The following is a 23,274-nucleotide window of genomic DNA, read 5'->3' as shown; positions in this document are numbered from 1 at the left end:
AGTACAGATGGTTAAAATTTTAAGCTTCTTTCTTATAGTTTTAATGGGTTGCGGCTCCACCCAAACAGTGGAAACCACAATTGTTCAACCTTCTGGTCCAGAGGGTGTAAAAGGAAGTATTGTTGAAGAAGTACCCAAAACTGAGACCAATTCCATTGCAAATTCAAATTTTTCGAATACTGAGCGAGTTAGGGATATCATGAACTATTTGGCATCGGACGATTTAAAAGGACGTGATTCAGGTAGTGAAGGAATCGAAATTGCTGCGAAATACATTGAAAATTATTTTAAATCATATAAAGTAGCTCCCTATTTTGATTCGTACCGTGATACACTTTCCAACTATAAAAAAACTTCGTACAATATTGTTGGAATCGTGGAAGGAAATGATCCTGTCCTCAAAAAAGAATATATCCTTATAGGAGCACATTATGACCACATAGGTATAATAAAAATTGAAAACGGCGACGCGATTGCCAATGGCGCAAATGATAACGCTTCCGGTACTGCAACTGTGATGGAACTTGCGCGGTATTTTGGAACAAAGAAAACCAATAAACGAAGCATTATATTCGCTTTGTTCAGCGCAGAGGAGAAGGGACTGTTGGGTTCAAAACATTTGGCAGAAAAGCTAAAATCACAGAACCTGAATTTATATACAATGTTAAATTTTGAAATGACGGGAGTGCCACTAAAAGGCAAAGACTATTTGGTTTACATCACTGGTTATAAAAAGTCCAATTTAGCTGAAGTTGCCAATAAATATTCAGATGAAAATTTAATAGGGTACTTGCCTACGGCCAGAGAGTATAACCTCTTTCAGCGATCGGACAATTACCCCTTTCATAAAGAATTTGCAGTGCCCTCACATACCTTTTGCACTTTTGACTTTACGAACTTTGCATATTACCATAAAGTGGATGATGAAGTCAAGTTAATGGACTTTGACCATATGACTGCTCTAATAAATAAAATGATTCCTGTTTTGGAAGGAATCTCAACTTCATCTATCCAAGAGGTTAAAGTAAATTGAATTCTTTTCAAGGTATATTTGGACGGATTTAAATTGTCCTTATCATAAACACAGCATCTATTATGGCCAATATCATTATTACTGGAACAAGCAGAGGTATAGGTTTTGAACTTGTAAAGCTATTTGCTGAAGAAGGCCATACTATTTTGGCATTGTCCCGTAATGTCTCGCCCGTATCAAATTTAAACCTAATCAATGTACAGAGTATATCATTCGATTTGGCCAACCCAAAGCATTTTAACGAAATAGATAATGTTCTTGAAGCTTGGGAAACGGTTGACATTCTTATTAACAATGCGGGCAGTTTACTGAACAAACCTTTTTTGGAAACCGAACAGGAAGAGTTTGAGTCGGTATATAAAGTCAACGTTTTTGGAGTGGCCGAATTAACTAAAATTGTATTGCCAAAAATGCCTAAAAATGGTCATGTCCTTACTATTAGCTCAATGGGCGGGGTACAGGGGAGTGCAAAATTCCCTGGATTGTCCGCATACAGTTCCAGCAAAGCTGCAGTTATAACATTGACGGAGCTCTGGGCCGAAGAATTTAAGGAAACCGGTCCAAATTTCAATGTGTTGGCATTGGGTGCGGTGCAAACCGAAATGTTGGAAGAAGCCTTTCCAGGTTATCAAGCTCCTGTAACTGCAGTCGAAATGGCAAATTACATAAAGACCTTTGCACTTACAGGTCACAAACTCTACAATGGAAAATTGTTGCAAGTGAGCAACAGTACACCTTAAAATAATAAGTCTTGATAGGTGAATGTTACATTACAAAAATACCTTCCTGAACGTGCAGTGCTCCCTTGCTTAACCTTGATAGAGCGGCACGGAGTACACCTTAAAATTGTGGATCACAGGGTCACCAGACATGGAGATTATAGAAGATTGCCCAACGGTCTGCACCAAATAACGGTAAACGCTTCATTGAATAAATATCGATTCTTGATTACTTTGGTACATGAGATAGCCCACCTAGTTGCGTTTGAAAAATATGGACGTTTGATAAAGCCCCACGGTTTGGAGTGGAAACGAACCTTTCAGCACTTAATGATACCTTTTATTAGACCGGAAATATTTCCATCTGGATTATTGCCAATGTTGGCAAGACACTTTAAAAACCCTAAAGCCAGCAGTAGCACTGATGCAAAGCTTTCAATCGCTCTAAAAGCGTACGACCCTCAACAATCCCTTGACAAATCTTATGTTTTTGAACTTCCTTTTGGAAGTACATTTAGATTGTATAATGGGAAGATTTTCCAGAAAGGAAAAAAACGAATAAAACGATATGAATGTATAGAATTGTCAACTGGAAAAGTATATTTGTTTCAACCCAATGCAGAGGTCGAGTTGATTCGGTAGCCATTACGCTTTAAAAATATTATCCCGCATCCCTCAAATAGGTTAAAAGTGGAAAAGCATAAAAGTAGTAACAATGAACAAAAATTATTATGCGGTATTAATGGCCGGTGGAGTGGGCTCTAGATTCTGGCCAGTGAGCACATCTGAATACCCTAAGCAGTTCCATGACATGTTGGGAACTGGAAAGACCTTGATTCAAAAAACTTTTGAGAGGCTAAATCAATTTATTCCAACACAAAATATTTTGATTCTTACCAATGAGCGCTACAATGATTTGGTATTGGAGCAATTGCCATTGGTAGATAAAGAACAAGTGGTTTTGGAGCCTGCTATGCGCAATACGGCACCATGTATTCTATATGCCTCACTAAAGATTCAGAAAATGAATCCTAATGCAGTAATAATCGTGGCGCCTAGTGATCACTGGATAGAGGATGAAAAAGCCTTTGAGGAAAATGTAATCACTTGTTTTGAAAGATGCGGGAAAGAAGAAATACTTTGTACTCTTGGTATTAAGCCCACGTTCCCCAACACTGGATTCGGTTATATCGAATTTGAGAAGAACAATGGGGAAAAACTTAAAAAAGTATCTCAATTTAGGGAAAAACCCAATTACGAGACTGCGAAGGAATTTTTGGCACAAGGTAATTTTTTATGGAATGCGGGAATTTTTATGTGGAGTGTTGAAACCATTGTAAGTGCATTTCAAAAGTACCAATCCGATCAGTTTGAACTTTTTCAAAAAGGAAATAGTTGTTATAACACATCCAATGAATATGATTTTATACAGGAAAATTATGCCAAGGCAGAAAATATCTCAATAGATTATGCCATTTTGGAACAATCAGAATCTATTTTCACTTTGCCGGCCACTTTTGATTGGAACGATTTGGGAACTTGGGGTGCTCTATATGATAAGCTTGATAAAGATAATGGCGGGAATGCGGTAGTTAATAGTAAAACTTTGTTAGAGAATGCCAAGAGAAATATGATTAGGTCGCCAAGGGATAAGATTGTTGTAGTGGACGGACTTGAAGATTATATAATTGTGGATAAGGAAGAAGTGTTGCTGATATACCCAAAATCCAAGCAACAGGACATTAAAAAAATTCTTGGACAGGTAAAGGAATTATTTGGTGAAAAATATATTTAAATATGGAAAACAATTTGAATCAAGATAACATAACCCCTACGGAGAAAGATGAAAGTGGAGAGGATGTAAAAAGAGATTTTAAAGGACTTTTGAGCAGTACAAGAAGGTTTCTTTTTGAACTTTTGGAGATTCGTACAAATACTGATGCATCCGCAACCAAAGAATCAATAATTGCAGATATCCCATTTAAGGGGCACACATCTTGGATTCTTATTTGCTCAATTTTCATAGCATCTATAGGTTTAAACGCCAATAGCACTGCCGTGGTAATTGGAGCAATGCTTATCTCGCCGTTAATGGGGCCAATTCTGGGAATGGGACTTTCCTTGGCCATAAATGATATTGATACGCTCAGAAGATCGTTAAAGAATTTTGCCGTAATGGTAGTACTTAGTGTAATAACGGCGTTTTTATTTTTCTATCTATTTCCATTGCGTGATGAATCCTCAGAGCTTTTGGCAAGAACGAAACCTGATATACGTGATGTTCTTATAGCATTTTTTGGTGGATTGGCATTAGTAATTGCAAGGGCAAAAAAAGGAACTATTGCCAGTGTTATTTTTGGTGTTGCAATTGCTACTGCACTTATGCCACCACTCTGTACGGTAGGTTTTGGCTTGGCCATAGGAAAACCTTGGTATGCAGCCGGGGCAATGTACCTGTTTACCATTAATACCATATTTATAGGGCTTGCAACGTTCTTGGTCATTAAGTTTCTACGGTTTCCCATGGTTCGTTATGCAAATTCAAAGAAAAGACGCTTTATAGCACGGGTCGCATCTATTATCGGTTTTGCCGTTATGATCCCTGCCGGTTTCACTTTTTATAATGTTTTTCAAGAATCTCTTTTTAAAAAACAAGCTCAAGAGTTTTTAAATGAAACTATTGAGGTTTATCAATTTAATGACTCTGGTCGTTACGTGGACAACCTAACTAAAATTCAGTATGTGGATGATGGAACATCTTTGATAGAAGTGGTTTGTATGGGGGATGAATTGATTCCAGAGAATGTTATCAATACATGGAGAATCCAAAAGAACGATTACTCAAGATTAAAGGATGTTGAATTCAGGATTTTACAGGGAGGAAGGGACGACTCTCAAGAAAAATACAATTATATAAGTGAACTTTATGAGAGAAATAAGGCAGATTTGCTTACTAAGGATGAGCAAATTCGATTATTGGAAGAAGAAGTTTCCAATTTGACAAAAAACGTTGGGAAACAAATTCCATTCAACAATATAAGTTCAGAAGCGAGGGCCAATTACGGCAATATTGCCAGTTTGGGTTTCTCTTACCAAATACGAACAGATTTTAATAAAATTGATACTATTCCTGTTTTTGAAGTAAAGTGGAAAGATGAAACAAGGGAAAGTCAAAAAAAGTCTGATTCTGAAAGGATGTTGGCCTGGTTAAAATTAAGGATTCAAGATTCTACGCTTGTTGTTAAAGAAGTAGATTAGCAGTCAGTAGAAAATTTGCGAACCTAAAAAGAAAATTATTTTCAGTTCCGCTCTTCAATATACATTTGGCGTACTTTTTTAAACAGGTCTGAAGAATACACAAAATCGGTTACGGCATCATTATCAGTTTTAAAAATCTCTTTATTGGTGCCTTCCCATTCTTTGAGACCATTTTTCAGAAAAATAATTTTCTCGCCAATTTCCATTACCGAGTTCATATCGTGTGTGTTTATAATTGTAGTGATATCATATTCCCTAGTAATTTCTTGAATCAATGTGTCGATCATAATCGCAGTTTTGGGATCTAGGCCAGAATTAGGTTCGTCACAAAATAAATAACTCGGTTTCATGACAATAGCTCTTGCAATTGCCACTCTTTTTTGCATACCGCCGGAAATTTCTGAAGGATATCTTTTATGCGCGTCAATCAGATTGACACGTTTTAAAACAAAATCAACACGCTCTTGCTTTTCTGTTTTGGATTGTTTTGTAAACATATTCAGCGGGAACATCACGTTGCCTTCAACGGTCATCGAGTCGAAGAGAGCACTCCCCTGAAAAACCATTCCCATTTCTTGGCGCAGGTTTCGCTTTTCTTTTATAGTGAGTTTGGAATACAAACGCCCATTATATTTAATGTTCCCTTGTTCAGGTTCAAAAAGTCCCAAAAGACACTTTATAAAAACGGTTTTTCCAGATCCACTTTGGCCTATGATCAAATTGGTTTTACCACTTTCAAAGGTTGTGCTGATTCCCTTTAAAACTTTAGTTTCACCAAAGGATTTATGAACATTTTCTACTTCTATCATTAGCCCAACATTAATTGTGTGAGAATATAATTTAAAATTATGATGACCACACTGGTCCATACAAACGAAGTGGTACTTGCTTTACCAACTTCTAGCGCACCACCTTTCATATAATATCCATGGAAAGAGGGTACTGTGGCAATCACATAGGCAAATAGGAATGTTTTGATAAATGCATAGGTTACATGAAACGACTCAAAATCCAATTGAAGCCCCTTTATAAATTCTCCACTTGGTGCATAACCTCCAAAAACAGCAGCGATCCACCCACCCAATATTCCTACGAACATCGCTATAGCGACAGCAAATGGATACATAAACATTGCCACTATTTTAGGAAAGACCAAATAGTTCAAGGAATTGACGCCCATTACTTCCAAAGCATCGATTTGTTCGGTCACTCTCATGGTTCCAATACTTGAGGTAATGTAAGATCCAACTTTTCCCGCCATTATTATGGAAGTGAACGTAGGGGCAAATTCCAGAATAACCGATTGTCTTGCCGCAAAACCAATAAGGCTTTTGGGCAAAAAAGGATTGGTAAGATTCAACGCGGTCTGTATGGTGACTACCCCACCAATAAAAAATGCAATGAAAATGATGATGCCCAAGGAACCGAATATCAATTCATCGATTTCTTTTAAAATGAGGGTTCTCATGATTGGCCATTTCGTAGGCTTCTTGAATACTTCCCATGCCATGATGAAGTATTGTCCAATCGATTCAAGGTAGTTCATTAACTAAAAATAGACTTGTAGCCATAAAAATAAGAATATTGTAGAGCATTTAACCTTCATTTAAAATTTAATAGTTTTAAATGAATAGTTTTGTGTTTCTTCTTATTTGACCATTCATGAAAAAACATACGCTTTTACTACTACTTATAGTTCTTTTAACGTCAATTTGTTCAATTGCACAACGCAAGAAAAAGAATAACGTTGCAGAGGAAACGCTCCAAATTGCACATTCTCCAAAATTGGTTGTAGGTATTATAGTTGATCAAATGCGATATGATTATTTAACAAGGTTTTGGAACCACTATGGTGATGGAGGTTTTAAACGTTTGATCAAAGATGGATTTATTTGCAAGAACAATCATTTTAATTATGCACCTACCAGTACAGGCCCTGGACACGCCTCGGTATATACAGGCACTACACCAGCTGTTCATGGAATCATAGGTAACAATTGGTATGAGAAAGAGGGGAATACAACATTGTACTGTGCAGGTGATGATTTATGTAATTCTATAGGATCAAGTTCAATGGCTGGGAAAATGTCGCCGCGTAACTTGTTAACTACAACTATTACCGATCAATTACGGTTACATACGCAGAAAAGAGGTAAAGTAATTGCGGTTGCTTTAAAGGATAGGGGAGCGGTATTGCCGGGCGGACACATGGCCAATGCTGCATATTGGTTCGAGGGAGCTGATGAAGGAAAATGGATCAGCAGTTCTTATTATATGTCAGAACTTCCTAAATGGGTAACGGATTTTAACGCATCCGGTAGAATAAAGGAGTACAAAAAACCATGGAATACTCTAAAGGACATTGACACATATCTGGAAAGTGGCAGTGATAACAATAAGTATGAAGGCACGTTCGATGATGAAAAGACACCTACATTTCCACATAGTACACCTAATTTATTGAGCAAGGAAAAGGACTTTGAAATCTTAAAATATACACCGTATGGCAATAGTATTACTGCAGATTTTGCTTTGGAAGCACTCGAAAAAGAAAATTTGGGAAAGGATGCCATTACTGATTTTTTGGCAATAAGTTTTTCAAGCACGGATTATATTGGACACAAATTTGGAGTAAATTCAAAAGAAATGCAAGATGCGTATTTACGATTGGATCTAGATCTGGAAAGAATTCTACTGGCGCTCGATGAAAAAGTTGGTGAGGGGTCCTATACAGTTTTTCTAACTGCGGATCATGGAGCAATAAATGTTCCAGCTTACTTGAGGGACCAGAAGATACCTGCCGGTTATTTGAACCTAAAAGAGTTAAAAATAAAATTTAATGAATTTTTAAAATATAAATACGGCTCTACAGATATTGTCAAGAATATTTCCAATACTCAGGTTTTTTTGGATAAAAAGATAATTGATAATCTAGATATGGATTTAAATGATGTGGAAGAGGAAATTGCTCAAGAACTACTGAAGCACGAGGACATTGCACAAGTGTTTACGGGATATCAGATGTGGAACAATGCTTATAGTTCTGGGTTACCTTACATATTGCAAAACGGTTGGAATCAAAAAAGATCAGGTGATATTATATTCGTTCAGAAGCCAGGCTATGTTGTTTCATACAGAGAAACAGGTTCTACCCATGGATCACCTATGATCTACGATACTCATGTGCCACTTCTGTTCTTTGGGAATGGCATCAAGAAAGGTAGTACTGCCAAAAGAACAGAAATTCCAGATATTGCACCTACAATTTCCACTTTACTGGGTATAGCTTTCCCTAATGGAACAACTGGAACACCCATAGAAGAGGTTTTGGACTGATTTGAGAACAAAAATCTTTTATTCCGATGATTTGGTATCCTGATATTAAGAATGAATAGGTTATATCATTTTCTATTTTAGAAATAATTGTTTCCTATTTACTTATAGCGATTTTCTTTATGAATTTCCTTAAATTCTTTGAATCCAGAAATATCAGCGTATAGACTCCTTCCTGTAACTGGTCAAGATTCAATATATCCTGAACCTCATCCACAAGCACCAATCTTCCATTACCATCAAAAACCGAAACCTTATATAAGGTATTTTCCGGTCCGGAAATATACAGCAGTTCTTTAGTAGGGACAGGATAAATCACAAAACTTTTATCTTCAGGTTTTTCAGTGATTTCAGTGATACCCGTATCATTTTTGTCCAATGTTGTCGCATCGCAATCATCGTCAATACCATTATTTGGGATTTCTTCGGCATCAGGATTTATTGTCACATCGTTATCGTCGCAGTCGTCTGCGTTGACAAAACCGTCCCCGTCAAGGTCATCGTCTGGCGTATCGGGGTTGCAATCGTCATCAATGCCGTTGTATGGAACCTCTTCAGCATCTTGATTTATAGCGGCGTCGTTATCGTCGCAATCGTTGACGTTAATGAATCCGTCCCCGTCAAGGTCATCGTCGGGCGTATCGGGGTTGCAATCGTCATCAATGCCGTTGTATGGAACCTCTTCGACATTTGGATTTATGGTCGCATCGTTATCGTCGCAGTCGTCTGAGTTGACAAAGCCATCCCCATCCAGGTCATCGTCTGGCGTATCCAGATTGCAGTCATCATCAATGCCGTTGTAGGCAATCTCTTCGGCATTTGGATTTATTGTGGCGTCTGTATCGTCGCAATCGTTGACGTTAATGAATCCATCACCGTCAAGGTCATCGTCGGGCTTATCGGGGTTGCAGTCGTCATCAATGCCGTTGTATGGAACCTCTTCGACATTTGGATTTATGGTCGCATCGTTATCGTCGCAGTCTTCTGCGTTGACAAAACCGTCCCCATCGAGGTCATCATCGGGCGTGTCCGGGTTGCAATCGTCATCAATGCCGTTGTATGGAACCTCTTCGGCATTTGGATTTATAGCGGCGTCGGTATCGTCGCAATCATCGACGTTAATGAATCCATCACCGTCAAGGTCATCGTCTGGCGTATCGGGGTTGCAATCGTCATCAATGCCGTTGTATGGAACCTCTTCGGCATCAGGATTTATTGTCACATCGTTATCGTCGCAGTCGTCTGCGTTGACAAAACCGTCCCCGTCAAGGTCATCGTCTGGCGTATCGGGGTTGCAATCGTCATCAATGCCGTTGTATGGAACCTCTTCAGCATCTTGATTTATAGCGGCGTCGTTATCGTCGCAATCGTTGACGTTAATGAATCCGTCCCCGTCAAGGTCATCGTCGGGCGTATCGGGGTTGCAGTCGTCATCAATGCCGTTGTATGGAACCTCTTCGACATTTGGATTTATGGTCGCATCGTTATCGTCGCAATCATCGACGTTAATGAATCCATCACTGTCAAGGTCATCGTCTGGCGTATCGGGGTTGCAATCGTCATCAATGCCGTTGTATGGAACCTCTTCGGCATTTGGATTTATTTGTGCATCGGTATCGTCACAGTCGTCTGCGTTGACATAGCCGTCCCCGTCGAGATCATCATCGGGCGTATCCAGGTTGCAGTCATCATCAATGCCGTTGTACGGAATCTCTTCGGCATTTGGATTTATTTTTGCATCGGTATCGTCACAGTCGTCTGCGTTGACAAAACTGTCCCCATCGAGGTCATCATCGGCCGTATCTGGATTGCAGTCGTCATCAATGCCATTGTATGGAACCTCTTCGACATTTGGATTTATGGTCGCATCGTTATCGTCGCAGTCTTCTGCGTTGACAAAACCGTCCCCATCGAGGTCATCATCGGGCGTGTCCGGGTTGCAGTCATCATCGATACCGTTGTATGGAACCTCTTCAGCATTTGGATTTATTTGTGCATCGGTATCGTCGCAGTCTTCTGAGTTGACAAAGCCATCCCCGTCAAGGTCATCGTCTGGCGTGTCCGGATTGCAGTCGTCATCAATGCCGTTGTATGGAACCTCTTCGGCATTTGGATTTATTGTGGCATCAAAGTCATTACAATCTACATCGCTTAAAGCGCCATCGTTATCAAAATCAATTATGCCGATACCATAGTGCAAGCTTAAAAATTGGTGTAAGGAAAGTGCTGCGGATACTGCAAATTGTTGTCTAGCTTCCTCCCCACCATTGATTCTAATATTTTGATCACATTCAATTTGAAACGAATCGATAGGACCACCATTATTTCTAGATCCATGCAAAAACGTATTATAGCCTCCATTAAAGAAGGGATCGTCTGCTAATGGAAAGAAATCTTCTGGGCTGGGTACTGCGGGATAGCCTTTTTGCACGAGCAATGAACCAAAACTCAAAGGGCCTCTTAATAATTCTGAATGTTCCAATGATAATTGATTGTCATAAATCAATGATCTAATGCTGTTATTATTAATATTTAATGGTGTGTTCAAAGTTTCATCGGTATAGGCTAATTGCGTATTGTCCAATATATAGCCCAACTCCACTCGTTGTTTGGGGTGGCCATGCCCGTGAAGTTCTACGAATAATCCCCTATCGAAATCTTGAATAACATCTTCTTTTGCCGATTCTATAAAATCTTGGTGGGCTTCCCATGCTTGCTCAGCAATTAAATCACCATCCGCACCGGTATCGATTGAGCGATTAGTATCTAATTTACGCCTATGGAGCAAGGTTATAATGACATGGGGATAGTATCCTGTTTGATTGAAAAACGACTCGGTTATTTCCTTTCCCAATTCTTGTGTAAATAAATCCGGCTGATAGGTACATCCATTACAATCCCTATCCGCTATTTCATCAGGCTGCAAATATCCTCCATGAGGAACAGATATAATAAGGGGGTAATTCCCGTAAATATATTCAATGTGTCCATTATCATCAAAATAGCTTTCACCCGGTACCTGGGCATTGACAGATTGTATTTGTAAAAAGTAAAAAAAAGTTAAAATAAAGCTGCAAAAGATTTTCCCTATAGATAGATTTTGAGTTATTATCTGAACTTTTTCCATTTTGTAAGTAAATTTCAATAGTTGTTCTATTCTCAAATTACTTTTTCAATATGGTTTTAAAGGGTCTTAATTGATGAATGGACATTTTGAGTTAACCTATTGGTTATCAAATATATAATTATGGTGAAATGTATTTAATTTTTGATATGTGTTGAAAGCAATGTCTTTTAAGGCTATCAGAAAATAACTCAACTTTTAAATAGTATTCGCTTCACTTTCTTGTAGTCCTATTGATTGATATTTTAAATAAAATCAAAATTATAAGACAATAATTAATCTCTTTTTAGGATTGGCTAGAGAAATTGTTTCTGGATATTTTGCTCCAAATACCCTTCCACCGATACTTTCGTATAAAAATACCTTCTTCCTTGGAAACATATCTTGGTAATTGACGGATGGCCGCTTTGGAATGACCAATGAGCATTTGAAAAAAAAGATTAGGATTTTTTGCTTGCCAGGCCATCTTAAGCGCAGCTATTTTTGTGAGCAGGATTCCGTAGCGCATTTTGTACAATGCTTCGCCCTTTGCTTTATAATTTTTGGAACTGTATCCATGTCCCGTGGGGCGAAGATGCTCTACTTTTAGACTTGAATCGGTTTTGATTTCAAAATCGTGGTATTTGGCCAAAAGTACATCCACGGTATCCCAACCTACTCCTGGACGTAATCCATCAATTTTATTGAAACAGGCTTTGTGATATAATTTTATGGGGCCTCGAATATGGTCTTTATCAGCTATATTTTCATAGACCCATTTTTTTTCTTTATTAACGTAGAGCAATCCAGAGCACATTCCCAATTTCCAGTTGCTTTGAAAATGGTTCAGCATGACTTCAAAATAGTTGGGTGGAAGTATTATATCGGCATCGAACTTTCCTATTAGGTCGAAGCCCGAAGCATGTTGCAGTCCAAAATTAAAAGTATCCACCACCTTTTTTCCGGGAATATGTTCGTCTATCGATTTTCGTTGAAACACTCGTATCCAATCGAACTTGTCCGAGTATGTTGAAGCAATGGAAAAAGTATCATCACTGGAATTGTCGTCTACAATCAACACCTCATCTGGAGTAGAGGTTTGGGCAACAAGAGCATCCAAACAATCGCCCAAATATTTAGCTTCGTTATGTGCAGGAATGATGATGCTTATTCGCATATGCTAAAATTCCAAAAAACCGACCACTTATCCGAAAGAAATTTTATGTTCTTTGAAAATAGGGGATGAGTGATTAACCTTTCGTACTTAACTCCTTTATGATGAATACTTCGCCTAATAAAATATTTCTCGACTGTGCTCGGAATTGTAAAGGTCAGGACTTTCGCTCTGCGTAGACGATGTAATACCGAGGTGTAAAAAACCGCAATAATGGCCTAACCCCTATTTTCTTGGTTGGATTTGTCCATTTGGCACTGTCCTTTATAGTCCACCCTGCTTTTTCCAAAAGCCAATCAAACTGCCAATCCTCAAATTCGTGATAGTGTCGGTCCCAAGGATCCGTCTTGCTTCGGTATGCGGATGTAAACCATAACCGCATAGGTATGCTAGCTACCAATTTTTTTGCCCTCGTTTCTTTTAGCACATTAAAAGGAGCGACCAAATGTTCGAAAATCTCAAAAGCGGTAATCACATCGGCGTTACTATTGGTGACTGTTTCAAAATCAACGTCCAAATCCTCTCCTCCTGTGTTTTCAACCTGATATCCTTTAGACTTCATGATTTCTGAAAACGGATTTTCCACACCCAAATCCAAAATAGATTCCGAAGTAGCTATGTGCTTTTGCAAAAATGCCAATGTGTGTTTATAACGTTTGTTGGGAAAGTTGTTTTCGTACATTTAATATCTGTAAACAATGGCGTTGATGTTCATACCAGCGCCAACGCTTGCAAAGATAACAACATCTCCCTTTTTTATTTCATGTTGGTCCAGTTCCCCCTTTCGTACCAAATCAAATAATGTTGGGATAGTTGCCACGGAACTGTTGCCCAGTTTATGGATGCTCATTGGCATAATGTCTTTTGGAGCTTCCTTATCATATATTCTATAAAATCGCTTTATAATGGCTTCGTCCATTTTTTCATTGGCTTGATGGATAAAGACTTTTTTTATCTCATCTATGGACACTCCACTTTCATTCAAGCAAGTGGCCATGGCTTTGGGAACATGGGTACATGCAAATTCATATATTTTTCGCCCGTGCATTTTTATATACCTCGTATTCGAGCATCCCTCACTATCATTGGTTTTATCGAAAAAGAGGTAATATGCTTCTTCATTGGCGTAAGTGGCAGAAATATGTGAAAGTATTTCGCTCGATTCTTGATCAGCTTGGATTATAGCTGCACCTGCACCATCTGAAAAAATCATACTATCACGGTCATATTCGTCTATGACCCTGGAAAGTGTTTCGCCACCGATAACAAGGCATTTTTTTGCCAGACCACTTTTGATAAATGCATTGGCTTGGATGACTCCTTCGATCCAGCCAGGGCATCCAAAAATCATATCATAGGCCACACACTTTGGGTTTTTGATTTTCAACAAATGTTTCACCCTTGTTGCCAAACTAGGTAATGTATCGCCTTGGATTTTTCCAGGTGTCAAATCTCCAAAATTATGTGCAAAAATGATATAGTCCAGCGATTCCTTCTCTATCCCTGCATCTTCAATCGCCCTTTCTGCGGCCAAATACCCCAAATCCGAGGTTTTTAATTCAGCTTGGGCGTAACGCCGTTCTGCAATTCCTGTGATGGACTTGAATTTTTCAATGATGACAGGATTGTTGTCCCCAAAAGTTGCTCCATCGCTCCCTAAAAACTCATGGTCTAAAAAGTCTTCATTTTTTGTGATAATCGATGGAATATAACTTCCGGTACCGGTGATGCCAATTTTCATATTGAGGTTTTAAGCGTAAAGTTAGTTACCATATTTTATTTTATTATGCATGCATAATAACACCTACGATGTTCAAGTGTACTATTCTTGGGCGAGAAAAGATAAAAGTCCTTGATTTACCAAAGAAATCAGTGGTTTTTATAGCTATATCAATACCCGGGCTATGCTTCGGCATAAGCCTCAATAGGTGCACACGTACAAATTAAATTACGATCCCCAAACGCTTCATCGGTTCTTCTGATTGATGGCCAAAACTTATTTTCGTGAACATAAGCTAACGGAAAAGCAGCTTTTTGCCTGCTGTAGGGATAGTCCCAATTATCGCTTGTCACCATTTCTAAGGTGTGTGGTGCATTTTTAAGCACGTTGTTGTGGTCTTCTGTACTCACCTCATCTATCTCTTCACGAATAGCTATCATTGCATTGCAAAATCTATCCAATTCTGAAAGACTCTCACTTTCCGTAGGTTCTATCATCATGGTCCCAGCGACAGGAAAGGATACGGTGGGTGCATGAAAACCGTAATCCATAAGGCGTTTGGCAATATCTGTTACTTCTACGCCATTTACTTTAAAAGGTCTGCAATCGATAATCATTTCATGGGCAGCTCTTCCTTTTTCCCCTGCATAAAGAACATCAAATTTACCTTTGAGCTTTTCTTTGATATAGTTGGCGTTCAAAATCGCAATTTCTGTGGACGCTGTTAGTCCTTTTGTCCCAAGCATTTTAATATAACCGTACGAAATCAGACAGGCCAGAGCACTCCCCCAAGGTGCTGCCGATATTGCGGTAATTGCCTTTTCTCCTCCGGTTTCAATCACTGGGTTCGTGGGAAGAAAAGGTTTTAATTGCTCGGCTACGCATATTGGTCCCACACCTGGGCCACCACCACCATGGGGTATGGCGAAAGTTTTATGTAGATTTAAATGACACACATCGGCACCGATGACGGCTGGATTGGTAAGTCCTACTTGGGCATTCATGTTTGCGCCGTCCATATAGACCTGACCACCGTTTTTATGGATCAAATCGGTTATGTGAACAATAGAGGATTCAAAAACGCCATGGGTGGAAGGATATGTTACCATTAAGGCGGCAAGATTTTCGGAATGTAATTGTACTTTTTCTTTTAAATCTGCAACATCGATATTTCCTTTTTCATCGGTTTTGGTAACGACCACTTTCATACCTGCCATTACGGCCGATGCAGGATTGGTTCCGTGAGCTGATGCTGGGATGATGCAGATATTGCGATGTTCTTCGCCGCGGGATTTGTGATATGCCCTAATGGTCATCAATCCAGCATATTCACCTTGCGCTCCCGAATTTGGTTGCAACGACGTTGCAGCAAATCCAGTAATGACATTCAGTTGTTTTTCAAGTTCATTTAGAACAGATTGATATCCCTCAGCCTGATCAAGCGGTACAAAAGGATGAATATTGCCCCAATTTGCCCAGCTTAAAGGAAGCATTTCAGATGCCGCATTCAATTTCATGGTACAACTGCCCAAGGAAATCATCGAATGGTTCAATGCAAGATCTTTTCGCTCCAATTTTTTGATGTAACGCATCAATTCTGTTTCGGAATGATAGGAGTTGAAGACTTCGTGCTCCAAAAACGGAGCTTTTCTTTGCAAAGAACTTGGAATTACGTCCGTATTATCGGCAGAAGAATTTTTCTGTTCCGTATTTTGGAATTCGGAAAAACAGGAAATTAAAAGTTCGAGGTCATTTTGGGAAACAGCTTCGTTCAGGGAAACGGAAACTGTTTCAGCATCGATATAATTGAGATTGATGTTGTTTTTTTCAGCAATGGCCTTTAGTTTTCTTGAATCCGGGACCTTTACTTTAATCGTATCAAAAAAGGCAGTGTTTGTTTGTTCTAATCCCAGTTTCTTGAGTTCTTTGGAAAGAAGTTTGGATGTATCGTGCACCTTGTTGGCGATGAATTTTAATCCGTCCGGTCCATGGTAAACCCCGTACATTCCCGCCATCACGGCCAGCAGGACCTGAGCCGTACAGATATTGGAAGTCGCTTTATCCCTTTTAATATGTTGCTCCCTGGTCTGTAGTGCCATTCGCAATGCACGATTACCGTCTGTATCTCTTGTAACCCCTATGATTCTTCCCGGAATACTTCTTTTGTAGGCTTCTTTTGTGGCAAAGAACGCTGCATGTGGCCCGCCATACCCCAAAGGAATTCCAAAGCGTTGCGTTGTGCCTACCACTACGTCCACGCCCCATTCACCAGGAGGGGTCAATAAAACCAAGCTGAGAATATCTGCGGCAACGGCAACTGTAATGTCGTTAACTTTTGCCTTTTGCACAAAATCTGCATAATCATGTACTTGACCATGTTTGCCGGGATATTGTAGCAATGCACCATAAAACCCTTCGGAAAAGTCAAATTCCTCATGGTTGCCTATCACCAATTCAATTCCAAGTGGAGTAGATCTTGTCTGAAGCAAGCTTAAAGTTTGGGGCATCACTTCTTCGGAAACAAAGAATTTAAGTGCACCGTCTTTCTTTTGTTGTCTTGAGCGAACGTCAAACAACATGGTCATTGCTTCAGCAGCAGCAGTACTTTCATCCAAAAGAGAAGCATTTGCCAACGCCATTCCCGTTAAATCGCATACCATGGTCTGAAAATTCAACAAGGCTTCCAAGCGGCCTTGGGCTATTTCGGCCTGGTATGGCGTATAAGCAGTGTACCAGCCCGGGTTTTCCAGAATGTTTCTTTTGATTACGGACGGTGTTAAACTCTCATGATACCCCAATCCTATATAGGTTTTGAAAACCTTGTTTTTTTGTGATAATTGCTGAATATGGGAAAGGAACCCATGTTCGCTTATTCCTTCTGGGAGTTTCAACGGTTCTTTTAGTCTAATATCATCTGGGATAGTTTCGGAAATCAATTGCTCCATGTTTTCAACCCCAATAGTTTTAAACATATGATGAAGGTCTTTTTCTGAAATGCCAATGTGCCTTTGGGCAAATACTTCTGTATTCATAGCTAGTTTAATAAAGTCCACAAAATTAGGGATTAATTCGATGAAAATAAGCAATTTTGAAAACAGTGGATTCAAAGTTTGCAACTGGAAATCAACTTTTTTCCAAGCCCGCTAATTCTGTTTAATGAAATTATTAAAGGACCTATTTAATTTTTATTTGGACGCTAGTATTCATGTAGCGTTGGCCGTGGTTTCTTTAGCAGGTGTAACTACCCAAATGTTAAACATTTCATCAAATCTTTACTTAAGCGGTTTTATATTTTGTGGTACTATTGTGTGCTATAATTTTGTTAAATACGGGGTGGAGGCTGAGAAATATTTAATTGTATCCAATACATACCAAAGGAATATCCAGGTTTTAAGTTTTTTGAGTTTTTTAATGGCATTTTATTTTTTGATGCATTTAAAGCAAGAAATATGGCTGGCGACTGCTATTTTGGTTTTAATTTCCACGCTCTACGCTGTTCCGCTTTTGCCCAATGCAAAAAACTTGCGAAGCCTTGGCGGGTTCAAAATTTATATTGTGGCTTTGGTATGGGCCGGGTTCACTGTTTTATTGCCCGTTCTGGATGCTGAACTAGGCTTTAACAATAACGTTTGGTTTTATACAATGCAAAGGTTCATTTTTGTACTTATACTTATTTTGCCCTTTGAGATACGGGATATGGAATGGGATGCTAAAAGTTTGAGGACATTGCCTCAGGTACTGGGTGTCAAAAAAACAAGAATCTTGGGTTTTTTGTTGATTATCATTTTTTTTGCAATAAGTTTTTTAAAAGACGATTTCACCACAAAAGAAATCTTGTCCAATCTCGTGGTATCCGTTATTTTAATGGGAATATTTACTGCAAAGGCTAAAATGAAACATAACTATTTTGCTTCATTTTGGGTAGAGGGTATTCCGGTAATTTGGTTTTGCTCAAATCTGATTTTAAATAGGATGTTCTAAAGATGTTCTTTCAGTTTTTTGCGCATTTCATCTTTATCATTTTCAGAGAGTATACTAAGGCCCGCCTTATCGCAAAGCGAAGTCAACACAGTATTTTTTCTTGAGAATTTTGCGCATGTTTTGCACATTAGTATATGGAGCTTCAGTTTTTGTATTTCCCAAAAACTAGCTTCTTGGTATTGTGATTTGTTACATATGGTCGAGGCTTGCTCGCACGAAATCTTCATAACTAAAACCAATTTTGATTTAGGCAGCCCATAAGTGCTGTACGTGCTCTATGGATCATAACCCACAAGTTGGACGGATTAATTCCCAATTCATTACAAATATCTTCGGTGCTCATTCCCTGAATGGTCTTCATGCTAAAAACCAAAGATTGCTTTTTCGGTAATTTGGAAATGCATTCCTGAATGGCGACACCAAGTTCCTCGTTTTCCATTGCACTGTCACCTTCCTTGCTAAAAGGGTCCGCAACCTGTTCTTCTAGCCAATCTCCTTCAGAATCTGTGCTGGCATTATAATTTACACGAACTTCTGCTTTTCCTTTTTTAGAATTTATTTTTCGGTAATGGTCAATAACTTTTCTTTTTAAAATTGCAATCAACCATGTGCGTTCGGCTGCGTCCCCTTTATAATTTTTTGCTGAATTGAGTCCCGCAAAAAATGTTTCTTGAACCAAGTCCTTTGCGATTTCCGCATCGCTAACTCTTGCCACCGCATAGTTGAAGAGGTAGTCGGCATAAAGGTCGATCCAAGTGTCCGGATTAAGTTCGTTTGCTGCCATATCTTTTAAGAAGTACCAAAAGTACTGGATTTTAGTTAATGATTTCTTGCTTTGTTCACTACAAACGACTTTAAAAAGTATCACAAAAAGTTCATGAACCTGGAATTTGGCTTTTTGTTATGATTTTATGGTAAGAACTCATATGCAACACAAAATCTTCAACAGCTTTTAATCATATTATTTAGTACAAGTAATCAAATAATACCCAAAACTTTTCATATGCAAACCGGATAGTAAAGCATAGAACGAACCTTTGAGATTATGCAAGCTTTCCTTTTTTAACGTTCTGTTTTTCCAAAGTTTTTTGAACATAAAGCCAACTATGGCAAAGGGAACATGAAATACGGAGGGAGCAACTCTAAAAGAGACATCTTCTACCGCTACATTTTTAAAACCTACATTCTTTAAATCGTTGATTACGCTTTTGATGTCTCCCAATTTTTCAAGACTCCAATGGTCACAGAGTTTGTTGTATGCCATGGAACTGCCATAACAAAGCTGTTCTGCATCTTTCTTTAGAAATGCATCGGCAATTACAAATTTAGCGTTGGGTTTTAAGATTCGATATGCTTCGGCAAACGAGGATTTGGTATGTCCTGAGTGGCAGAAACTTTCTATGGCGATGGCACCATCATAACACTTAGAGGTCAAAGAAGTTCGATTGTAGTTTTCCTTTAAAATAACCCCATTTAAATCCTTCAAAAGTTTATTGCCTTCGTTGACTTGGAATTCGGATATAGTAACGCCAATAGCGGAAAGGTTTTTGTTCCTTTTTAGCGCATACCTCATACTCCCACCCATTCCACACCCTAAATCCGCTAATAGGTTTTTGCTTTTATCCATATTCAGCCGACTTAGAACTTGTTTGTTCATCTCGTTCAGCATTTCGTCCCGTTTAAAAGGATTTGTTTTAAAAAGATTGAAATACCCAAAATGCATATTAAAATCCTTGCTCCAAAATTCGTAGTCCTCCGTTGCTTCATTATAGAAGTCGATGATATCAACTTCTGTTTTTGAATTGTTTTCAGTAGCGTAATATTGTTTTTCTAGGATTAGATTTTTCATAACTGAAATTTTAACTATTAAAAAATTGAATGCAATTGTTAACGAATAGCCAGGCAAAGACAACTGCGAAAAGCGTGAATAACATATTCATTAGGTAACTGCCAAACTTGAATATTGGTTGTTGCGGGATAGTGTACATTGGGTAATACGCTATTTGGGTAGCAACTTTCCCTATCCAATAAGCTCCAATTAATCCAGTTAGGGCCATGGCCAATCGGGTTCCGTTTTGTAGATCGGTGGTCAAAAGAATGGCAATGCAGCCAAAAGAAAAGTTTAGACCTTGAATGTATCTGCCATAGGTTTTTGCAATTTCTTGATTTAAAGGTTTCAGCTGTTTTACATCATTGTACCAATCAAAAACACTGTGTCTTATATAGGGATAGATCAGTGCGGTAAAAATTTGACCGACCCCACTTAAAATGATAAGCCAATTTGGAACATTATATTTCATAATATATATTTTTAAAGTTTCAGAAAATATTGAAATTAAAATTTAAAAAAATTATTTCAATAGTTTGAGCAACGTATTGCTCATCCAATTTTGTTTATGATTCACTGCCTTATCCAAAAGGTTATCTGCAGTTTTTGCTAAATCGTGCAAAGCTTTTGTTTGTTGGATCAACTCTTTTGTTTTTTCGGTGCCATCGTCCGTTATTGAACTTATTTCCTCCAAAGTCTTGATTACGGGTTTTATTTCTCGTCTGCTACGTTCTTTGGCGATTACCCTAGCCAATTCCTGTACATCTTTTTCGGTGGTAAAAAATTCTTTGCGTTCTCCTGCTTTTAGCTCTTTGGTCACAATGCCCCAATCGATTAATTGACGCACGTTCATGCTTGTGTTACCCCTAGAAATTTGAAGTTCCTCCATAATTTCTTCTGTGGTCAACGGTTTGGTAGAAATAAAAAGTAAGGCTTGAATCTGGGCCATGGCTTTATTTATGCCCCAGAGGGTACCCAAGCTCCCCCAGGTACTTATAAATTTATTTTTTGCTTCTTGATATTTCATATGGTAAAGATAATAATATTTCTATACTTTCAAAAATTATTGAAAGTATAAAATATTAACTTGATTTTTCCACAAGCCCAGCTCGTTCCAATAAAGGTTCTATTTTAGGCTCTGCACCTCTAAAACGTTTGTAGAGTATCATTGGATTTTCCGTACCACCTTTGGAAAGTATATGTTCCTTGAATTTGTTAGCTATTTCTTTATTGAAAATGCCATTTTCCTTAAAGAATGCAAATGCATCGGCATCCAAAACTTCTGCCCATTTATAACTATAGTAGCCAGAGGAATACCCTCCTTGAAAAATATGGGAAAAGGCTGTGCTCATACAGGTCTCTGGGATATTGGGGAATAAGTCGGTTCCTTTAAAAGCTTCAGATTCGTAGCTTTTTACATTCGTAATATGTGTAGGATCTGTTCCATGCCATGCCATGTCCAAAAGACCAAAGCTCAATTGGCGGAGCGTTGCCATTCCTTCTTGAAACGTAGCGGATTGTTTTATTTTCTCCACCAAATCCATGGGAATGACTTCACCTGTTTCGTAGTGGAAAGCAAATAATTCCAAAGCTTCCTTTTCATAGCACCAGTTTTCGAGTACTTGACTTGGTAGTTCAACAAAATCCCAATACACCGATGTTCCTGAAAGACTGGGATAGGTGGTATTTGCCAACATGCCGTGCAATGCATGGCCAAATTCGTGGAAAAGTGTAGTAACCTCGTTAAATGTTAAGAGGGATGGTTTGGTATCGGTAGGTTTGGTGAAATTACAGACATTGGAAATATGCGGTCTGCTGTTTTTGCCATCTAGGGTATATTGTGGTTTATAGGAGGTCATCCAAGCTCCGCCTCGTTTTCCAGGTCTTGGATGAAAATCGGCATAAAATAGTGAGACCAGATTTTTTGAACTATCATAAACCTCAAAGGTTTTCACCTCTTCATGGTATTTTTCAATACTGGTTACTTCCTTAAAGTTAAGGTCAAACAGTTTTTCAGCCACTTTAAAAACACCATCGATTACATTTTCCAATTTAAAAAAGGGCTTCAATTTTTCGTCGTCCAAATCGAACAGCTTTTGTTTCAATTTTTCCGAATAATAGGAGCTGTCCCATTTTTCCAATTGCGAGAGGCCATCAAGTTCTTTTGCAAAACTCGCTAATGCTTCAAATTCTTTTTCGGCGGCTGGTTTTGCTTTCTCCAAGAGCTCTGCTAAAAAGGCATGTACTTTTTCAGGTGTTTCCGCCATGCGTTCTTCGAGAACAAAATGTGCGTGGGTTTGGTACCCTAATAGGTTGGCTCTCTCGTACCTGAGTGTGGCAATCTTCAGCACGTTCTCTTGATTATCCAGCGCGTCATTGTGAAATCCTTTACTGCCGAAGGCGAGTGAAAGTTTCTTGCGCAGCTCCCTGTTTTCGGCATATTTCATAAAAGGAATATAGCTAGGGTAGTCCAATGTTATGAGCCAACCTTCTTTATTTTTGGTTTTTGCAAGTTGAGCTGCTGCTTCTTTGGCTCCGTCAGGGAGGCCATTTAAATCTTTTTCATCCGTAAGGAACAATTCGAATTTATTGGTTTCTGCTAGAACGTTTTCTCCAAACTTTAATTTCAGTTTTGATAATTCGGCATCGATTTCCCGAAGCCTTTTTTTAGCATCATCACCAAGATTCGCACCATTGCGACTGAAGCTTTTGTACCTTTTCTCCAACAAGGTTTGCTGTTCTGTGGAAAGATTCAAGGAATTTTTTTGTTGGTAGACTGATTTAATTCGTCTAAAAAGTTCCTCATTCAACGTGATATCATTACTGAACTCGGATAATAGTGGAGAGATTTCTTGCGCGATTTTTTGAATTTCATCATTGGTTTCGGCTGAATTCAGATTGAAGAAAACACTGGAGATTCTATCCAACTGACGACCTGAAAAATCCAGAGCTTCCAAGGTGTTTTCAAAAGTGGGAGGATCTGGGTTCTTGGCAATTTTATCAATTTGAATCTTAGCGTCTTCAATAGCCCGTAAGAAAGCTGGTTTAAAATTCTCATTTTTTATTTGCTCAAAGGGCGCTTGGTCAAAAGGTTGAAGAAGGGGATTTTGCATGGCTTAGATATG

General features: G+C 38.7%; 20 protein-coding genes. 7 read left to right on the top strand and 13 right to left on the bottom strand.

From position 1 onward, the window contains the following. Nucleotides 1-7 precede the first annotated feature (7 nt). The 5 genes from HME9304_RS04200 (at nt 8) to HME9304_RS04180 (ending at nt 5,010) form a co-directional block, all read left to right on the top strand. The gene (locus HME9304_RS04200) at nt 8-1,033 is read left to right on the top strand and encodes a M28 family metallopeptidase (protein ID WP_112377393.1); all 1,026 of its coding nucleotides are present in this window, start codon (nt 8-10) and stop codon (nt 1,031-1,033) included. Between the two features lie 62 nt (nt 1,034-1,095). Next, nucleotides 1,096-1,773 (top strand): SDR family NAD(P)-dependent oxidoreductase, encoded by a 678-nt coding sequence (locus HME9304_RS04195; protein WP_112377392.1) that lies wholly within the window; start codon nt 1,096-1,098, stop codon nt 1,771-1,773. 18 nt (nt 1,774-1,791) lie between these two features. Continuing rightward, nucleotides 1,792-2,394, top strand: a complete 603-nt coding sequence (locus HME9304_RS04190) for a SprT-like domain-containing protein (protein WP_112377391.1) — start codon at nt 1,792-1,794, stop codon at nt 2,392-2,394. Nucleotides 2,395-2,467: 73 nt separating this feature from the next. Next, on the top strand, nt 2,468-3,547 hold the full coding sequence (locus HME9304_RS04185) for a mannose-1-phosphate guanylyltransferase (RefSeq protein WP_112377390.1): 1,080 nt from the start codon (nt 2,468-2,470) through the stop codon (nt 3,545-3,547). A gap of 2 nt (nt 3,548-3,549) precedes the next feature. Then, on the top strand, nt 3,550-5,010 hold the full coding sequence (locus HME9304_RS04180) for a DUF389 domain-containing protein (protein WP_112377389.1): 1,461 nt from the start codon (nt 3,550-3,552) through the stop codon (nt 5,008-5,010). Nucleotides 5,011-5,051: 41 nt separating this feature from the next. Here HME9304_RS04180 and HME9304_RS04175 read toward each other — a convergent pair whose 3' ends face one another. Both HME9304_RS04175 and HME9304_RS04170 read right to left on the bottom strand, forming a co-directional pair. Beyond that, the gene (locus HME9304_RS04175; protein WP_112377388.1) at nt 5,052-5,819 is read right to left on the bottom strand and encodes an ABC transporter ATP-binding protein; all 768 of its coding nucleotides are present in this window, start codon (nt 5,817-5,819) and stop codon (nt 5,052-5,054) included. Further along, nucleotides 5,819-6,556, bottom strand: coding sequence for an MlaE family ABC transporter permease (locus tag HME9304_RS04170; protein WP_112377387.1), 738 nt, complete (start codon nt 6,554-6,556; stop codon nt 5,819-5,821). The genes HME9304_RS04175 and HME9304_RS04170 overlap by 1 nt, the downstream gene beginning before the upstream one ends. A 116-nt stretch (nt 6,557-6,672) precedes the next feature. On the opposite strand from HME9304_RS04170, the gene pafA reads away from it, so the two are divergent. Then, nucleotides 6,673-8,346 carry an alkaline phosphatase PafA gene (gene pafA, locus HME9304_RS04165; RefSeq protein WP_112377386.1) on the top strand — a complete coding sequence of 558 codons (1,674 nt, stop codon included), beginning with the start codon at nt 6,673-6,675 and terminating at the stop codon, nt 8,344-8,346. Between the two features lie 94 nt (nt 8,347-8,440). Here pafA and HME9304_RS04160 read toward each other — a convergent pair whose 3' ends face one another. From HME9304_RS04160 to gcvP, 5 genes are all read right to left on the bottom strand, one after another. Next, nucleotides 8,441-11,470, bottom strand: a complete 3,030-nt coding sequence (locus HME9304_RS04160) for a T9SS type A sorting domain-containing protein (protein ID WP_112377385.1) — start codon at nt 11,468-11,470, stop codon at nt 8,441-8,443. Nucleotides 11,471-11,753: 283 nt separating this feature from the next. Next, nucleotides 11,754-12,623 (bottom strand): glycosyltransferase family 2 protein, encoded by an 870-nt coding sequence (locus HME9304_RS04155; RefSeq protein WP_112377384.1) that lies wholly within the window; start codon nt 12,621-12,623, stop codon nt 11,754-11,756. A gap of 154 nt (nt 12,624-12,777) precedes the next feature. Then, entirely contained in the window at nt 12,778-13,302 is a 525-nt protein-coding gene (locus HME9304_RS04150; protein ID WP_112377383.1) for a class I SAM-dependent methyltransferase, read from the bottom strand. Then, nucleotides 13,303-14,361, bottom strand: coding sequence for a 3-oxoacyl-ACP synthase III family protein (locus tag HME9304_RS04145; RefSeq protein WP_112377382.1), 1,059 nt, complete (start codon nt 14,359-14,361; stop codon nt 13,303-13,305). A gap of 161 nt (nt 14,362-14,522) precedes the next feature. Continuing rightward, on the bottom strand, nt 14,523-17,372 hold the full coding sequence (gene gcvP / locus HME9304_RS04140) for an aminomethyl-transferring glycine dehydrogenase (protein ID WP_112377381.1): 2,850 nt from the start codon (nt 17,370-17,372) through the stop codon (nt 14,523-14,525). A gap of 124 nt (nt 17,373-17,496) precedes the next feature. Here gcvP and HME9304_RS04135 point away from each other — a divergent pair, with 124 nt between their 5' ends. After that, nucleotides 17,497-18,321, top strand: coding sequence for a UbiA prenyltransferase family protein (locus HME9304_RS04135; protein WP_112377380.1), 825 nt, complete (start codon nt 17,497-17,499; stop codon nt 18,319-18,321). On the opposite strand, the gene HME9304_RS04130 is transcribed toward HME9304_RS04135, so the two are convergent. The 6 genes from HME9304_RS04130 to HME9304_RS04105 all read right to left on the bottom strand — a co-directional run bounded on the left by HME9304_RS04130 (nt 18,318) and on the right by HME9304_RS04105 (nt 23,262). Beyond that, nucleotides 18,318-18,548 (bottom strand): hypothetical protein, encoded by a 231-nt coding sequence (locus HME9304_RS04130; RefSeq protein WP_112377379.1) that lies wholly within the window; start codon nt 18,546-18,548, stop codon nt 18,318-18,320. The two genes, HME9304_RS04135 and HME9304_RS04130, sit on opposite strands and share 4 nt — an antisense overlap. Before the next feature lie 2 nt (nt 18,549-18,550). Further along, nucleotides 18,551-19,105, bottom strand: a complete 555-nt coding sequence (locus tag HME9304_RS04125; RefSeq protein ID WP_112377378.1) for a sigma-70 family RNA polymerase sigma factor — start codon at nt 19,103-19,105, stop codon at nt 18,551-18,553. 177 nt (nt 19,106-19,282) lie between these two features. Further along, nucleotides 19,283-20,170, bottom strand: coding sequence for an SAM-dependent methyltransferase (locus HME9304_RS04120; RefSeq protein ID WP_112377377.1), 888 nt, complete (start codon nt 20,168-20,170; stop codon nt 19,283-19,285). Nucleotides 20,171-20,180: 10 nt separating this feature from the next. After that, on the bottom strand, nt 20,181-20,621 hold the full coding sequence (locus tag HME9304_RS04115) for a hypothetical protein (RefSeq protein ID WP_112377376.1): 441 nt from the start codon (nt 20,619-20,621) through the stop codon (nt 20,181-20,183). A 51-nt stretch (nt 20,622-20,672) separates the two neighbouring features. Continuing rightward, nucleotides 20,673-21,176, bottom strand: coding sequence for a GbsR/MarR family transcriptional regulator (locus HME9304_RS04110; protein WP_112377375.1), 504 nt, complete (start codon nt 21,174-21,176; stop codon nt 20,673-20,675). A 55-nt stretch (nt 21,177-21,231) separates the two neighbouring features. Beyond that, entirely contained in the window at nt 21,232-23,262 is a 2,031-nt protein-coding gene (locus HME9304_RS04105) for a M3 family metallopeptidase (RefSeq protein WP_112377374.1), read from the bottom strand. Between the last annotated feature and the right edge of the window lie 12 nt (nt 23,263-23,274).

The sequence above is a fragment of the Flagellimonas maritima genome (assembly GCF_003269425.1).
Lineage (GTDB): Bacteria > Bacteroidota > Bacteroidia > Flavobacteriales > Flavobacteriaceae > Flagellimonas > Flagellimonas maritima.
The sequence above is the reverse complement of the archived record's forward strand: the minus strand, read 5'-3'. Positions and strand labels throughout refer to the sequence as shown.

Bases quoted from the DNA above. Each gene is read 5' to 3' on its own strand.
- HME9304_RS04200 (WP_112377393.1), top strand. From the start codon at position 8: ATGGTTAAAATTTTAAGCTTCTTTCTTATAGTTTTAATGGGTTGCGGC.
- HME9304_RS04195 (WP_112377392.1), top strand. From the start codon at position 1,096: ATGGCCAATATCATTATTACTGGAACAAGCAGAGGTATAGGTTTTGAA.
- HME9304_RS04185 (WP_112377390.1), top strand. From the start codon at position 2,468: ATGAACAAAAATTATTATGCGGTATTAATGGCCGGTGGAGTGGGCTCT.
- HME9304_RS04180 (WP_112377389.1), top strand. From the start codon at position 3,550: ATGGAAAACAATTTGAATCAAGATAACATAACCCCTACGGAGAAAGAT.
- HME9304_RS04175 (WP_112377388.1), bottom strand. From the start codon at position 5,819: ATGATAGAAGTAGAAAATGTTCATAAATCCTTTGGTGAAACTAAAGTT.
- HME9304_RS04170 (WP_112377387.1), bottom strand. From the start codon at position 6,556: ATGAACTACCTTGAATCGATTGGACAATACTTCATCATGGCATGGGAA.
- pafA (WP_112377386.1), top strand. From the start codon at position 6,673: ATGAAAAAACATACGCTTTTACTACTACTTATAGTTCTTTTAACGTCA.
- HME9304_RS04160 (WP_112377385.1), bottom strand. From the start codon at position 11,470: ATGGAAAAAGTTCAGATAATAACTCAAAATCTATCTATAGGGAAAATC.
- HME9304_RS04155 (WP_112377384.1), bottom strand. From the start codon at position 12,623: ATGCGAATAAGCATCATCATTCCTGCACATAACGAAGCTAAATATTTG.
- HME9304_RS04150 (WP_112377383.1), bottom strand. From the start codon at position 13,302: ATGTACGAAAACAACTTTCCCAACAAACGTTATAAACACACATTGGCA.
- HME9304_RS04145 (WP_112377382.1), bottom strand. From the start codon at position 14,361: ATGAAAATTGGCATCACCGGTACCGGAAGTTATATTCCATCGATTATC.
- gcvP (WP_112377381.1), bottom strand. From the start codon at position 17,372: ATGAATACAGAAGTATTTGCCCAAAGGCACATTGGCATTTCAGAAAAA.
- HME9304_RS04135 (WP_112377380.1), top strand. From the start codon at position 17,497: ATGAAATTATTAAAGGACCTATTTAATTTTTATTTGGACGCTAGTATT.
- HME9304_RS04130 (WP_112377379.1), bottom strand. From the start codon at position 18,548: ATGAAGATTTCGTGCGAGCAAGCCTCGACCATATGTAACAAATCACAA.
- HME9304_RS04125 (WP_112377378.1), bottom strand. From the start codon at position 19,105: ATGGCAGCAAACGAACTTAATCCGGACACTTGGATCGACCTTTATGCC.
- HME9304_RS04120 (WP_112377377.1), bottom strand. From the start codon at position 20,170: ATGAAAAATCTAATCCTAGAAAAACAATATTACGCTACTGAAAACAAT.
- HME9304_RS04115 (WP_112377376.1), bottom strand. From the start codon at position 20,621: ATGAAATATAATGTTCCAAATTGGCTTATCATTTTAAGTGGGGTCGGT.
- HME9304_RS04110 (WP_112377375.1), bottom strand. From the start codon at position 21,176: ATGAAATATCAAGAAGCAAAAAATAAATTTATAAGTACCTGGGGGAGC.
- HME9304_RS04105 (WP_112377374.1), bottom strand. From the start codon at position 23,262: ATGCAAAATCCCCTTCTTCAACCTTTTGACCAAGCGCCCTTTGAGCAA.